We start from the raw sequence: 12,979 nt of genomic DNA, 5'->3' as shown, positions 1-12,979 counted from the left end.
CGAATACGCGGTCTGGAAGATGCTGTAATCCTCTGCTCTGCCAGTTGCCCCTCTTGACGCCCTTGCCCAGCCTGCCTGCCTCCACCCTGGAACGCGCCCCGTTTGCGGCCCCGGCCTCGGATCCTTCCCTGCACCGTTCGGTGCTGGAAGGGCTCAGCGCCGGGTTCTGCATCATCGAGGTGGTCATCGAAGATGGCGTCGGGGTGGACTACCGGTTCCTGGAGGTCAACGATGCCTTCGAGCGCAACACCGGCCTTGGCCAGGCCTCCGGCCGGCTGATGAGCGAGCTGCAGCCGGCCCACGAGCCCGAGTGGTACCGGGTTTACGGCCAGATCGCGCTGACCGGGCGTTCGCAGCAGTTCGAGCTGGAAGCGCGTGCGCTTGGCCGCTGGTACGCGGTGGAAGCGATGCGCGTGGGCGAACCGCACGAACACCGGGTGGCGGTGCTGTTCTTCGACATCACCAACCGCAAGCAGATCGAAGTGGAACTGGCCGAAAGCGAGGCGCGCTTCAGCGCACTGGCCGATGGCCTGCCCATGCCGGTGTGGGTGCTGGACGAGCGCGGCCATGCGCGTTTCGTCAACAGCGCGTTCACCGAATTCTTTGGTGGCGACGAACAGCGTGTGCCTGAAGACGTCTGGCGCGGCGTGGTCCATCCCGACGATGTGTCGGTGTTCGATTACGAACTGCAGGCCGCACTGAAGGCGCAGCGTTCGATGCAGGTGCTGGTGCGCGGGCTGCGCGCCGATGGCCAGTGGCGGTGGCTGGAGATGAATGCCCAGCCGCGCTTCTCGCGCATGGGCCGCTTCATCGGCTTGGCCGGCAGTAGCGGCGACGTCACCGACCGCCGCGAAATCGAGATGGCGCGCGAGGAGCTGCTGCAGTCCGAACGCGCCGCCCGCAACGCCGCCGAAAGCATGGCGCGGTTGAAGGATGAATTCCTGGCCACGCTGTCGCACGAGCTGCGCACGCCGCTGACCACCATCCTGGGCTGGAGCGAGCTGCTGCTGCAGCGCGTGGATGAGACCAGCCCGATGTTCAAGGGCCTGGGCGTGATCGCCAACAGCGCCATGGCGCAGAAGCGCCTGATCTCGGACATGCTGGACCTGAGCAGCATGCTGCTGGGCAAGGTGCAGCTGGAAGTGGAAGTGCTGGACCTGCGCGCCCAGCTGACCGAAGCCATGCGCGCCCAGGAGCTGGTGGCCGAAGGCAAGGCGCTGGAAACACGGCTGGTCATGCCCGAGGAACCGGCGCTGGTACTGGGCGATGCCACGCGCCTGCAGCAGGTGCTGTGGAACCTGCTCAGCAATGCCATTAAATTCACCCCCGCTGCCGGCTCGGTCACGGTCACCCTGGCCACCGACGGTGCGCACTGGTCGGTCACCGTGGCCGATTCGGGCGACGGCATCGCGCCGGAATTCCTGCGCCATCTGTTTGGCCGCTTCCGCCAGGCCGACGGCACCACCACGCGCCGCCATGGCGGCTTGGGCCTGGGTCTGGCGATCGTGCAGCAGCTGGTGGAACTGCACGGCGGCACGGTCACCGCCAACAGCGAAGGCCATGGGCAGGGCGCGGAGTTCACCGTGCAGTTGCCGTGTTACCAGCCGCAGGCCGACGGCCGGCCGCTGCGTGAAGTCTTCAGTGGCCCGATCCGCGAACAGCTGATCGAACCCTACCCGTTGAAGGGCCTGCGCCTGCTGGCGGTGGAAGACCAGCCCGAAGTGCTGGAGTACCTGCGCCGGTTGCTGGAAGAGCAGGGTGCGCAGGTCACTGCCGCCGCCTCGGCCGGTGAAGCGCTGGCGCTGCTGGATGCCGGTGGGCATGAGGCGGTGGATGTGCTGCTCACCGATATCGGCATGCCCGGCATGGATGGCTATGGCCTGGTAAGTACCCTGCGCGACGAGTTCGGGCTGGACGAACATGCCTTGCCCGTGGTGGCGGTCACCGCGTTGGCGCGTGCCGACGACCGCAAGCGCGCGTTGGCCTCGGGCTTCCAGGAGCACGTGGCCAAGCCGTATTCGGTCGCCCAACTGGTCTCGGCGGTACGCACCGTGCTCGCCGCCCGTCGGTGATCCAAAGGAACCCCATGTCCCGCATCGCCCCCACCATCCATACCCACCCCGCCGACATCGCCGCGCTTGAGGCCCTGCTGCCGCAGCTGAAAGGGCAGACCCAGGTCGAGGTCACGCTGAAGGACGGCCGCCGCCTGCTCGGGACGGTGGCGGTGCAGCCCACCGTGCAGCAATACCGCGACGCGGAAGAAAACGAAGGCAGCAACGGCCAGCTGCGGCTGGATGACCTGGACACCCCGGTCCAGCAACACGTGGTGTGGCTGGACCAGATCAGCGCAATCCGCGAACTGCCTCCAGTGGAATGACCCAGGCCAGTGCCGGGCCCATGCCCGGCACCGCCCCTTTCAATGCACGAACAGTTCCGGCTCCGCCTCGAACCGGCGCGCATAGGCACGCTCATTTGCAATCCGAGCCACTTCGTCATCGGCCATGTCCGGTGCGCCATACACTGCGTAGGCCACGGCACCATCGGCCTGCTTGCCGATCTGGTGCAGCCGATAGCGGGAATGCCCACCGCCGGTATCTTCGGGATAGTGAACAGGCGCCTGTTTCACGTCCAGGTCCATTTCGCTGTTGTCGACCACGCCACCGACGAACAATACGCGCATGAGCCACCTCCGTTGCGAATGAGCCTTCACCCTGACCGAGTGCATGTTGCAATGGCATCAAGGCAGCGTTGAATAAACGCAAATCGGCCATCGGACGGGGCGAATCGGCCGAAACGGTAGAATGGCGGTCTCTCTTCAAGATGTGCCCCCATGGCTGCCCAGCACGACGCCCCCCTGGAAACCCTGTTCCTGCCGTTCGCCGGCGCGCTGACCTGGCCGACCGGGCCGGTGCTGTTCCTGCGCGCCCGCGATGGCTGGCCGCTGCGTGAGCGCGCCCAGCCGGGCCAGCTGGTCTGCGAGCAGAGCTTCCGCCCGTTCGCCGACGCGCTGGAAGCCAGCGGCTGGAGCGTACGTGACGAGCAGCAGCTGGCCGACGACAGCACCCGCTACGCGGTGGTGCTGGTGCTGCCGCCGCGCCAGCGTGAAGAAGCCCGCGCGCTGTTTGCCCGCGCGCTGGCGTTGGCCGCCCCGGGCGGCATCGTGGTGGCCTGCCAGCACAACAACGAAGGTGCGCGCTCCGGCGAAGGCGACCTGCAGCAGCTGGCCGGGCTGGGTGGCAAGATGACCAAGAACCACTGCCGGGTGTACTGGACCGCGCCGCTGGACGGCCAGCACGACGCTGCGCTGGCCCAGCGCTGGGCCGCGCTGGACGCACCGCGCGCGATCCTGGGCGGGCGCTTCCAGAGCCGCCCGGGCATCTTCGCCTGGGACCGCATCGACCCGGCCTCGGCGCTGCTGGTGGAACAGCTGCCGGCCGACCTGGCCGGGCGTGGCGCGGACCTGGGTGCCGGCTTCGGCTACCTGTCCAGTGAAGTGCTGCTGCGCTGCCCGCAGGTGACCGGGCTGGATCTGTTCGAAGCCGAAGGCCGTGCGCTGGCACTGGCCCGGGTGAATCTGGAGGCGCTGGACAAGCCGGCCAAGCTGGGCTTCCACTGGCAGGATGTCACCGCCGGCATCGAAGGCCGCTACGACTTCATCGTGACCAACCCGCCGTTCCACACCCCCTCGCGCGCCGACCGCCCCGACATCGGCCAGCGCTTCATCGCCGTGGCCGCGCAGGCGCTGCGCCCGGGCGGGCGCATGTGGCTGGTGGCCAACCGCCACTTGCCGTACGAGCAGATCCTCAATGAAAGCTTCGGCCAGGTCCGCGTGGCCGCCGAACGCGATGGCTTCAAGCTGATCGAAGCGACCCGGGCCAACGCCACCCGCGAGCCGGCACGGGGCCGCAGCGGAGCCCGCGCATGAAGTTGGTGAAGCTGCTGGCCAACCTGGGCTATGGCAGCCGCAAGCAGGTGCAGGGGATGTTCCGCGAAGGGCGGGTGACCGATGCGGAAGGCGACGTGCTGTACGCCGACGACCAGGTGGCGCACGCGGCGATCCGGGTCGAAGGCGAGCCGCTGGATCCGCCGCAGGGGCTGACCCTGATGCTGCACAAGCCGCGCGACTACACCTGTTCGACCAAGGACAAGGGCCGGCTGATCTACGACCTGTTGCCGCCGCGCTTCCGCGAGCGTTCGCCGGTGCTGTCGTCGGTGGGTCGGCTGGACCGCGACACCAGCGGGCTGCTGCTGATGACCGATGATGGCGCGCTGCTGCACCGGATCGTGTCGCCGAAATCGCGACTGGACAAGGCCTACCAGGTAACCCTGGCCGAAGACCTGCGCGGCGATGAGGTCGCGCGCTTTGCCAGTGGCGCGTTGATGCTGGAAGCGGACGACAAGCCGCTGCTGCCGGCGGAGCTGCACGTGCGCTCGGCGCGCGAGGCCGAACTGGTGCTGCATGAAGGCCGCTACCACCAGGCCCGGCGCATGTTCGCCGCCGTGGGCAACCACGTGCAGGCACTGCACCGCAGCCGCATCGGCGGGCTGTCGCTGGGCGATCTTCCCGAAGGCGAGTGGCGCATGCTCGATGCCGCCGACCTGGATACCTTGTTCACCGGGCACCTGACCGACGCGTCATGACCGCCATTGCCGCATTGCCGTTCCTGCCCGAGGCGGTCATCTTCGACATGGATGGCCTGATGATCGACAGCGAGCGCGTTTCGCTGGCGTGCTGGTCGCAGGCGGCGCAGGAACAGGCGCTTCCGTTCGCCGACGCGTTCTGGCTGGGCATGGTCGGGTTGGGTGACCGCGACTGCGAGCAGCGCCTGCTGCAGCACATCGATGCTGATGCGGTGGTGGCGCTGTTCGCGCGCTGCCACGATCTGTACGAGGAGCGCACGCAGCAGGGCCTGCCGCTGCGGCCGGGCATCGTGGAGATCCTGCAGCTGCTGCAGGCGCATGGCATTCCGCGCGCGGTGGCGACCTCGACGCGGCAGCCGCGCGCCTCGCGCAAGCTGGCCGCGACCGGGCTGCTGGGGTACTTCGACCATGTGGTCACCAGCAGCGATGTGGCCCATCCCAAGCCAGCACCGGACATCTACCTGCTGGCCGCACAAAAGCTGGGCAAGGACCCGGCGCGCTGCCTGGCGCTGGAAGACTCCCCGGCCGGCATCCGTGCGGCGGTGAGCGCGGGCATGACGGCGATCCAGGTCCCGGACCTGGTGCACCCGGACGAGGCGCTGCGCGCGCTGGGCCACCGCATCGTCGATTCGCTGCGCGACGCGCACGCGCTGCTGGTGCCGCTGCTGCCGCAGTGAACGGGGCGATGCCGCCGGCGGTGCTGCTTTGCGGAAATACTGGTGCCCGGGGGCGGTAGGGTCGCATCCCGATCGACTGCCGGTGACGGTGCCGGGTTCATTGGGGCATGGACCTGAAACGAAAGCGCGTCTCCGGCAGAGGTCATGCGTCCCCGGCCGCGGCATGGGGTATCGGCGTGTCTCGCAACCGTTCCAACAATGAAAAACCCGGCGCATGGCCGGGTTTCTCATGTCGACGCCACGCGGAATCACACCCGCGCGAACACCAGCGCCGCATTGGTGCCGCCAAAGCCGAAGCTGTTGGACATCACCGTGTTCAACTGCATGTCCTGGCTTTCGCGCACGATCGGGAAACCTTCCACCGCCGGGTCCAGTTCGCCAATATTGGCCGAGCCGGCAATGAAGCCATCGCGCATCATCAGCAGGCAGTAGATCGCTTCGTGCACGCTTGCCGCACCGAGCGAGTGACCCGACAGCGCCTTGGTCGAAGACAGCGGCGGAATCGATTCGCCGAACACTTCGCGCACTGCCTTCAGCTCGGTGACATCGCCCAACGGGGTCGAGGTGCCGTGCGTGTTGAGGTAGTCGATCGGGCCACTGATGTTCTGCATGGCCATGTTCATGCAGCGCACCGCGCCTTCACCGGACGGGGCGACCATGTCGGCACCGTCGGAGGTGACGCCGTAGCCCACCAGCTCGGCATGGATGCGTGCGCCGCGCGCCACCGCGTGGTCGTAATCTTCCAGTACCAGCATGCCGCCGCCACCGGCGATGACGAAGCCGTCGCGGTCCTTGTCGTACGGGCGCGATGCGGTGGCCGGGGTCTCGTTGAAGCGGGTGGACAGCGCGCCCATCGCATCGAACATCACGCTCATCGACCAGTGCAGATCTTCACCGCCACCGGCGAACATCACGTCCTGCGCGCCGTGGCGGATCAGGTCCGCGGCAGCGCCGATGCAATGCGCGGAGGTGGCGCAGGCGGCCGACAGCGAATAGCTCAGGCCTTTGATCTGGAACGCGGTGGCCAGGCAGGCCGACACGGTGGAGCACATCGTGCGCGGCACCATGTACGGGCCCACCTTGCGCACGCCACGCGCGCGCAGGATATCGGCCGATTCCACCTGCCACTGGCTGGAGCCGCCGCCGGAACCTGCGATCAGGCCGGTACGCGGGTTGACCACCTGCGCCTGGTCCAGGCCGGCGTCGGCAATGGCATCGCGCATGGCGATGTAGGCGTACGCCGAGGCATCGCTCATGAAGCGCTTGAGCTTGCGGTCGATCTGCGCATCCAGGTCCAGCTCGACGTTGCCGCCGACATGGCTGCGCAAGCCCGCTTCTGCGTGGTCGGGAAGATTGCGGATGCCGGCGCGGCCTTCACGCAGCGCGGAGGACACCGTGTCCAGATCGTTGCCCAGGCACGAGGTAATGCCCATTCCGGTAATGACGACGCGACGCATCAGAAGTTCTCGGTGGAAGTGAACAGACCTACGCGGAGGTCCTTGGCGGTATAGATTTCGCGGCCATCGACCAGCATGCGGGCATCGGACTGCGCCATGACCAGCTTGCGGTTGATGACGCGGGTGATGTCGATTTCGTAGGTGACGAGCTTGGCGTCGGGCAGTACCTGCCCGGTGAACTTCACTTCACCGCAGCCCAGTGCACGGCCACGGCCGGGTGCGCCCAGCCAGGTCAGGTAGAAGCCGGTGAGCTGCCACATCGCGTCCAGTCCCAGGCAACCGGGCATCACCGGGTCGCCGATGAAGTGGCAGCCGAAGAACCAGAGGTCGGGGCGGATATCCAGTTCCGCGCGCACGTAGCCTTTGCCATGTGGACCGCCGTCATCGCGGATGTCGGTGATGCGATCGAACATCAGCATCGGATCGTTGGGCAGGCGACCGCTGCCCGGCCCGAACAGTTCGCCACGGGCACTGGCCAGCAGCTGTTCGCGCGAGAACGCGTTGAGACGTGTCATGGAAAACGCAATCCTGAAGAAGGTGACATCGGGTGTCGCCGGCCCGGAGGCGGCGGTTTGTTGCCGTTGAAAGCACCCAAGAGTGCAGAGTAATTTCCATTCAATCAAACGTTTTAACCGTACGCTGGCGTAGTGTTTTCAGCTTCAAAATCGCATGTCCTTGTTATGAAAAGACCATACCCAGGCGTGTGGCTGTAATCTTGTTCATCTGTTCCTGCCGCTTCAGCCCTTGAGCCGCCGCCGTGTCCGCACAACGCAAGATCATCCACGTCGACATGGACGCGTTCTACGCGTCGGTCGAGCAGCGCGACAATCCGTTGCTGCGCGGCCTGCCGGTGGTGGTGGCGTGGAAGGGGGCGCGCTCGGTGGTGTGCGCGGCATCCTACGAGGCGCGGGTATTCGGGGTCCGCTCGGCGATGCCGGCAATGCGTGCGGAACGGTTGTGCCCGGATGCGGTGTTCGTGCCGCCGGATTTCGTTCGCTACAAGGCGGTATCGCGGCAGGTGCGCGAGATCTTCCTGCGGCATACCGACCTGGTGGAGCCGTTGTCGCTGGATGAGGCGTACCTGGATGTCACCGCGCACAAGGGGGGCATGACGGTGGCGACGGAGATCGCGGCGCTGATCCGCACGCAGATCCGGGAGGAAACGCAGTTGACGGCGTCGGCGGGGATCGCGCCGAACAAGTTCCTGGCCAAGATCGCCTCGGACTGGCGCAAGCCGGACGGACAGTTCGTGGTGCCGCCGCACCGGATCGAGCAGTTCCTCACGCCGCTGCCGGTGAAGCGGGTACCGGGCGTGGGCAAGGTGATGGAAGGCAAGCTGTCGGAGCTGGGCATCGTCACGGTGGGCGATCTGCGTGCGGTGCCGCTGGAAGAGCTGGAAGGGCGCTTCGGCAGTTTTGGTGCCAGCCTGTACCGTCGCGCGCGGGGCATCGATGAGCGCCCGGTGGAACCAGACCAGCCGGTGCAGTCGATTTCGTCGGAAGACACGTTCGCGGAGGATTTGCCGCTGGAGGCGCTGGAACCGGCGATCGTGGAGCTGGCGGGCAAGACGTGGAATGCCACGCGCAAAACCGACCGCGTGGGGCACACGGTGGTGCTGAAGTTGAAGACGTCGCAGTTCCGGATCATCACGCGCAGTTTCACGCCGGAATCGCCGCCGGAAACGCTGGAGGAGCTGCGCGATATCGCGCTGGCGCTGCGCGCCCGCGTGGCTCTGCCGGCGGAGACGCGTTATCGGTTGGTGGGCGTGGGCCTGGGGGGATTCCGAGAGCGTGAGCCGATAAGCCAACCCGGATTGTTCGACGACCTGTAGAGCCACGCCCTGCGTGGCTGTACAGGGTGTGCTCAGTACGCGACGGTGGCGATCTGCTTTGCGTACTGCGGCTTCTCGATCTCACTCACGAACGCATCGGCGTAATCGGCGTAACTGATCCGGCTGTGGCCATCGGCGCCCGTCAGGAACTGCTTGGCCTGGGTACGGAAACCACCCTTCTGCGGCCCCGGACCAATCTCGGCGGCCGGCGAATAGAACGTCCAGTCCAGGTCATCCACCTTCTGCAGCAGGTTGAACGCCTGGCGCGCGGCCAGGGCCACCGGCTTGTACGCATCCGGAAACCCGTCGGTATCCACCAGCTGCACGCCCGGGGCGACTTCCAGCGTGCCGGCACCGCCCACCATCAGGAAACGCGGCACGCCGGCCTGGCGCGCGGCCTTGACCAGCTCGGCGGTGACGGTGGTGATGGTGGCCGGGTCATCGCCCGGGCGCGGGCCGAACGCGCTGGCCAGTACATCGTGGCCGGCGGTCACGGCGGCGAGGGCGTCGGTGTCGTCGAGCGCGGCGACGGCCAGTTGGGCGCCGTCAAGCTCGGTGGGCAGGCCGCTGTCGCGGCGGACGATGGCGGTGACCTGGTGGCCGCGGGCCAGGGCCTGGCGGGTGATTTCACGGCCGATGTTGCCGGTGGCACCGACGAGGGCGATCTTCATGGGGCAAGTTCCGTTGAGGGAGGAAGGCCAGCATATGCGCCTGAAAGCGGACGAAAAACCGCGTATAACGGCCTAATTTGTTGCGCGGATCGATCAAATGGACCGGCTTACGGCGATGCATGTGTTCGTGGAAGTGGCCGAGCGCGGCAGCCTCACCGCCGCGGCGGAGGCCTTGGACATGTCGCGGGCGATGGTGAGCCGCTATCTGGCCGAGGTGGAAACCTGGTTGGGGGCGCGGTTGCTGCACCGGACCACGCGGCGGATCAGCCTGACCGGGCCTGGGGAGGCGGCGCTGCTGCGCTTCCGGCAGATGCTGGCCATTGGTGATGAGCTGCAGGGCGAGGTGGCCAGCGACAATCCCGAGCCGCATGGCCTGCTGCGGGTCACCGCCAGCGTGTCGTTCGGGCAGCTGCACCTGGCGGCGGCGGTGGCCGAGTTCGTGCGGCGGCATCCGTTGACGCGGGTGGAACTGCTGCTGGTGGACCGGGTGGTGAATCTGGTGGAGGAGCGGATGGATGTGGCGGTGCGGATTTCGCGTGCGATCGATCCGAGCCTGATCGCGCGCTGGCTGGCGCCGTGCCGGTCGGTGCTGTGTGCGGCACCTTCGTACCTGGCGGAGCGGGGTAGGCCGGCCAGTGTCGACGGGTTGGCCGGGCACAACTGTCTCACGCACCACTACGTGGGGAAGAGCGTGTGGCAGCTGCAGCGGAACGGGCGCGCGGTTTCGGTGGCGGTGGGCGGCAACATCAGTGCCAACGAGGCGTCGTTGCTGTTGGAGGCGGTGCGTGCGGGTGCGGGTATTGCGATGTTGCCGACGTATCAGATCGCGCCGTTGCTGCGTTCGGGTGAGTTGGTGGAGGTGTTGCCCGAATACCAGGTGGAGGAGATGGGCATCCACGCCGTGTATGCCTCGCGGCGGCAGCTGCCGGCGTTGATGCGGAGCTTCCTGGATTTTCTGGTGGAACGGTTTTCGGGGGAGGAGTTCCTGGCGCGGATCTGACGCGTCGCGATCCTGGTATCGCATCTCTGCGCGGTGCCCGGCTGCACGCAGCCACGCAGGGCGTGGCTCTACAATCGGTGTTCCCCATGTTTAGAAGCGACCCTTGCCTTGTCCTATCCCTACCCGTTGGTGATCTTCGATCTGGACGGCACGCTGGTCGACAGCGCACCGGATATCGCCGAGGCGCTCAACCGTACGCTTGAAGACTGGCAGCTGCCGCGCGTGCCTGAGGCTACGGTGCTGACCTGGATCGGTGATGGCGTTCGACGCCTTGTTGAGCAGGCCTTCAACGCTGCAGGCAGCGACATCGACCTGGCCCGGGTCATGCCCGGTTTCATGCGCCATTACGAAGCCTGCCTGCTGCGCAGCCCGCGGCTGTACGACGGCGTGGTGCCGGCGCTGGAAGCATTGCGCGCGCGCAACGTGGCCCTGGCGATCTGCACCAACAAGCCTGCGGCCATGGTCGCGCCGCTGCTGGCGCACCTGGGGGTGCAGGACTACTTCAAGACGGTGCTGGGCGGCGATTCGCTGCCCGAGCGCAAGCCCAGTGGGGTGCCGCTCCGGCATATCGCGGACGCATTCAACGTGGCGCCGGGCGCTGCGTTGATGGTCGGCGATTCCATCACCGACTACCGCGCCGCGGTGGACGCGGGCATGCCGGTGGCGCTGGTGCGCTATGGGTATCCGCGGGGACTGGACCTGGAGACGGTGGACGCGGTGACGGTGGTGGACGACCTGCGGGCGTTGCCCGGGTTGTAGAGCGGCCGAGCCCGGACCCGGTAGCGCCGGCCGTTGGCCGGCACCTCGCGATGCCGGCCAACGCCGGGTTACTTCGGCTGGTAACGCACGCTCAAGCGGTACTCACGGCCCGGCTGGTTGTACCAGGCCACCGTTTCGTACTGGCGGTCGAACACGTTGCTGACCCGGCCCAGCACCGACCAGTCGCGGTTGATCGCGTACTCCAGGCGCAGGTCCACGGTGCCATAGCCGGCCAGGCGCACGCTGTTGTCGGCATTGTCGTAGCGCTTGCCGGCAGCGAACGCGGTGATACCTGCGCGGAAGCCGCCGAAGCGGCGGTCGATGTCCAGGCGCGCGGTGTCCTGCGCGCGGCGTGCCAGCCAGTTGTCGAACTGGGCGCTGCCGTCGGTACGGTTGCGCGGGTCGGCGTGGCTCAGCTGCGCACTGAAATCAAACCCGGCCACGGCCAGCGAGCCGGTCAGCTCGGCCCCGCGGATACGCGCCTTTTCCACCTGCGTCATCATGAACGTGGTGGCGTCGTAGGTGATCAGGTCATCGATGCGCGTTTCATACACATCCAGGCCCCAGCGCCAGCCGTCGCCCTGCTGGGCGATGCCGACGTTGGCGCTCCTGGATTTCTCCGGATCCAGCCCCGGCACGCCACTCCACGGGTCGTACAGATCGCTGAAGGTCGGTGCCTTGAACGCGGTGCCGTAGCTGGCGTTGAGGCGGAAGCCGCCACCCAGCTCCATGCCCCAGCCGAGGCTGCCGGTGGTGTGGTTGCCGAACTGTTCGTTGTCGTCGTTGCGCACGCTGGCCTGCAGGTGGTGCGCGCCGAAGCGGCCCTGGTACTGCACGAACACGCCGGTGTTGTCGCGGCTGTCAACCAGATAGCCGGCACTGCTGCCGTCCAGGTTGTCCTGGCTCCAGTCCACGCCGGCACTGAGCAGCTGGCCCTCGGCAAGGCCCACGTCGGCCTGCATCGAGGCGCTGTCGCGATGGGTCTGCGCCGCGCCCAGCCAGGTGCTGTCGTTGTAGTTGTCGGACTCGTTGTCGGCGCGGCCGACGTTGGCGGTCAGGGTGAAGCGTTCGCTCGGCGTGTAGCGGACCTTGCCGCCCAGCACCTGCTGCAGCGTTTCCGAATGGTTGTAGTAGCCGTCGTAGTGGTTCTCGCCTTCGGCGCGCAGCGCGGTACCTTCCACGCTCAGCGTGTTGGTCAGCGTGTAGCCGCCGCGCAGGCTCATCGACAGGTTGCGGTAGCCATCGCGGTCGGGCTCATCGGCACCGCACCCGGCAAAGGTGGCCGCATCGCCACGGCAGGAATTGATGCCGTCGGTGTGCTGGTACGCGATATCGGTGCCGAACCAGCCACGCGCGCCGGTACCGCCGAAGCCACCGCTGGCCTCACGCAGGCCGTTGCTGCCGCCGCCCAGCTGCAGGTGTGGGGCGAAGTCGCCGGCGTTGCGGCGGGTGAAGATCTGGATCACGCCGCCGATCGCGTCGGCACCGTACAGGCTGGATTGCGGACCGCGCACGATTTCCACGCGCTCGATCTGCGCCAGCGGCAGGTCCTGCAGCATGGCCAGGCCCAGGTCGCCGGTGTTGATGCGCACGCCATCGACCAGCACCAGGGTGTGGGCCGAATTGGTGCCGCGCAGGAACAGCGAGCTCTGCTTGCCCAGCCCGCCGCTGTTGTTGAGGTTGATGCCGGCGCGGCCGCGCAGCAGGTCCTGCAGCGATGGCGCCTGGCTGCGCTCGATCTCGGCACGGTCGATCACCTGCGCCGGCGAAATGCTGTCCTGCAGGGCGATGGAGGTACGCGTGGCGGTGACCAGCACCTGGTCCAGCGCGGTCGCCTCGTCCTGTGCGGCGGCCAGCAGGGGCAGCGCCGACAGCACGGCGAGGGAAAGGACACGGATCTGCAGCTTCATCGTTGACTCCAAGCACCGCGCACGCCCGCGCGG

At 67.3% G+C, this 12,979-nt stretch carries 13 protein-coding genes; 8 read left to right on the top strand and 5 right to left on the bottom strand.

All coding sequences use genetic code 11. The features are described 5' to 3' along the window. Positions 1-86 precede the first annotated feature (86 nt). Together WIX41_RS06770 and WIX41_RS06765 are read left to right on the top strand one after the other, a co-directional pair. The gene (locus tag WIX41_RS06770; protein ID WP_409187464.1) at positions 87-2,072 is read left to right on the top strand and encodes a hybrid sensor histidine kinase/response regulator; all 1,986 of its coding nucleotides are present in this window, start codon (positions 87-89) and stop codon (positions 2,070-2,072) included. Between the two features lie 14 nt (positions 2,073-2,086). Continuing rightward, complete coding sequence (locus WIX41_RS06765; protein ID WP_339446334.1) at positions 2,087-2,377, top strand: DUF3247 family protein; 291 nt, start codon at positions 2,087-2,089, stop codon at positions 2,375-2,377. A gap of 39 nt (positions 2,378-2,416) precedes the next feature. Here WIX41_RS06765 and WIX41_RS06760 read toward each other — a convergent pair whose 3' ends face one another. Next, positions 2,417-2,680 (bottom strand): hypothetical protein, encoded by a 264-nt coding sequence (locus tag WIX41_RS06760; RefSeq protein ID WP_339446333.1) that lies wholly within the window; start codon positions 2,678-2,680, stop codon positions 2,417-2,419. A 150-nt stretch (positions 2,681-2,830) separates the two neighbouring features. Between WIX41_RS06760 and WIX41_RS06755 the strand changes: the two genes are divergently transcribed. The 3 genes from WIX41_RS06755 to WIX41_RS06745 are packed head-to-tail and all read left to right on the top strand — an operon-like array spanning position 2,831 to position 5,318. Continuing rightward, a complete protein-coding gene (locus WIX41_RS06755; RefSeq protein WP_339446332.1) occupies positions 2,831-3,925 on the top strand; it encodes a class I SAM-dependent methyltransferase in 1,095 nt (364 codons plus the stop codon). Next, positions 3,922-4,641, top strand: coding sequence for a pseudouridine synthase (locus tag WIX41_RS06750; protein ID WP_339446331.1), 720 nt, complete (start codon positions 3,922-3,924; stop codon positions 4,639-4,641). Before WIX41_RS06755 ends, WIX41_RS06750 begins: the two co-directional genes overlap by 4 nt. Beyond that, positions 4,638-5,318, top strand: coding sequence for an HAD family hydrolase (locus WIX41_RS06745; RefSeq protein ID WP_339446330.1), 681 nt, complete (start codon positions 4,638-4,640; stop codon positions 5,316-5,318). Before WIX41_RS06750 ends, WIX41_RS06745 begins: the two co-directional genes overlap by 4 nt. 248 nt (positions 5,319-5,566) lie before the next feature. Here WIX41_RS06745 and fabB read toward each other — a convergent pair whose 3' ends face one another. After that, complete coding sequence (gene fabB, locus WIX41_RS06740; RefSeq protein WP_339446329.1) at positions 5,567-6,775, bottom strand: beta-ketoacyl-ACP synthase I; 1,209 nt, start codon at positions 6,773-6,775, stop codon at positions 5,567-5,569. Further along, entirely contained in the window at positions 6,775-7,290 is a 516-nt protein-coding gene (fabA, locus tag WIX41_RS06735) for a 3-hydroxyacyl-[acyl-carrier-protein] dehydratase FabA (protein ID WP_093535600.1), read from the bottom strand. Before fabA ends, fabB begins: the two co-directional genes overlap by 1 nt. 242 nt (positions 7,291-7,532) lie before the next feature. On the opposite strand from fabA, the gene dinB reads away from it, so the two are divergent. Next, a complete protein-coding gene (dinB, locus tag WIX41_RS06730; RefSeq protein WP_339446328.1) occupies positions 7,533-8,606 on the top strand; it encodes a DNA polymerase IV in 1,074 nt (357 codons plus the stop codon). A 32-nt stretch (positions 8,607-8,638) separates the two neighbouring features. Here dinB and WIX41_RS06725 read toward each other — a convergent pair whose 3' ends face one another. Continuing rightward, positions 8,639-9,277 (bottom strand): NAD(P)-dependent oxidoreductase, encoded by a 639-nt coding sequence (locus tag WIX41_RS06725; RefSeq protein WP_339446327.1) that lies wholly within the window; start codon positions 9,275-9,277, stop codon positions 8,639-8,641. A 97-nt stretch (positions 9,278-9,374) separates the two neighbouring features. Here WIX41_RS06725 and WIX41_RS06720 point away from each other — a divergent pair, with 97 nt between their 5' ends. Then, positions 9,375-10,277 carry a LysR family transcriptional regulator gene (locus WIX41_RS06720; RefSeq protein ID WP_339446326.1) on the top strand — a complete coding sequence of 301 codons (903 nt, stop codon included), beginning with the start codon at positions 9,375-9,377 and terminating at the stop codon, positions 10,275-10,277. 108 nt (positions 10,278-10,385) lie between these two features. Continuing rightward, positions 10,386-11,036 carry a phosphoglycolate phosphatase gene (gene gph, locus WIX41_RS06715; protein WP_339446325.1) on the top strand — a complete coding sequence of 217 codons (651 nt, stop codon included), beginning with the start codon at positions 10,386-10,388 and terminating at the stop codon, positions 11,034-11,036. Between the two features lie 68 nt (positions 11,037-11,104). Here gph and btuB read toward each other — a convergent pair whose 3' ends face one another. Then, complete coding sequence (gene btuB, locus WIX41_RS06710) at positions 11,105-12,946, bottom strand: TonB-dependent vitamin B12 receptor (RefSeq protein WP_339446324.1); 1,842 nt, start codon at positions 12,944-12,946, stop codon at positions 11,105-11,107. Positions 12,947-12,979: the final 33 nt, after the last annotated feature.

Source organism: Stenotrophomonas sp. AB1(2024) (assembly GCF_037482345.1).
Classification (GTDB): Bacteria; Pseudomonadota; Gammaproteobacteria; order Xanthomonadales; family Xanthomonadaceae; genus Stenotrophomonas.
The sequence above is the reverse complement of the archived record's forward strand: the minus strand, read 5'-3'. Positions and strand labels throughout refer to the sequence as shown.

What these genes read in the sequence shown, in the direction of transcription:
- WIX41_RS06720 (WP_339446326.1), top strand. Translation starts at nt 9,375, where the DNA reads ATGGACCGGCTTACGGCGATGCATGTGTTCGTGGAAGTGGCCGAGCGC.
- fabA (WP_093535600.1), bottom strand. Translation starts at nt 7,290, where the DNA reads ATGACACGTCTCAACGCGTTCTCGCGCGAACAGCTGCTGGCCAGTGCC.
- WIX41_RS06760 (WP_339446333.1), bottom strand. Translation starts at nt 2,680, where the DNA reads ATGCGCGTATTGTTCGTCGGTGGCGTGGTCGACAACAGCGAAATGGAC.
- btuB (WP_339446324.1), bottom strand. Translation starts at nt 12,946, where the DNA reads ATGAAGCTGCAGATCCGTGTCCTTTCCCTCGCCGTGCTGTCGGCGCTG.
- WIX41_RS06755 (WP_339446332.1), top strand. Translation starts at nt 2,831, where the DNA reads ATGGCTGCCCAGCACGACGCCCCCCTGGAAACCCTGTTCCTGCCGTTC.
- WIX41_RS06765 (WP_339446334.1), top strand. Translation starts at nt 2,087, where the DNA reads ATGTCCCGCATCGCCCCCACCATCCATACCCACCCCGCCGACATCGCC.
- WIX41_RS06725 (WP_339446327.1), bottom strand. Translation starts at nt 9,277, where the DNA reads ATGAAGATCGCCCTCGTCGGTGCCACCGGCAACATCGGCCGTGAAATC.
- WIX41_RS06745 (WP_339446330.1), top strand. Translation starts at nt 4,638, where the DNA reads ATGACCGCCATTGCCGCATTGCCGTTCCTGCCCGAGGCGGTCATCTTC.
- fabB (WP_339446329.1), bottom strand. Translation starts at nt 6,775, where the DNA reads ATGCGTCGCGTCGTCATTACCGGAATGGGCATTACCTCGTGCCTGGGC.
- WIX41_RS06750 (WP_339446331.1), top strand. Translation starts at nt 3,922, where the DNA reads ATGAAGTTGGTGAAGCTGCTGGCCAACCTGGGCTATGGCAGCCGCAAG.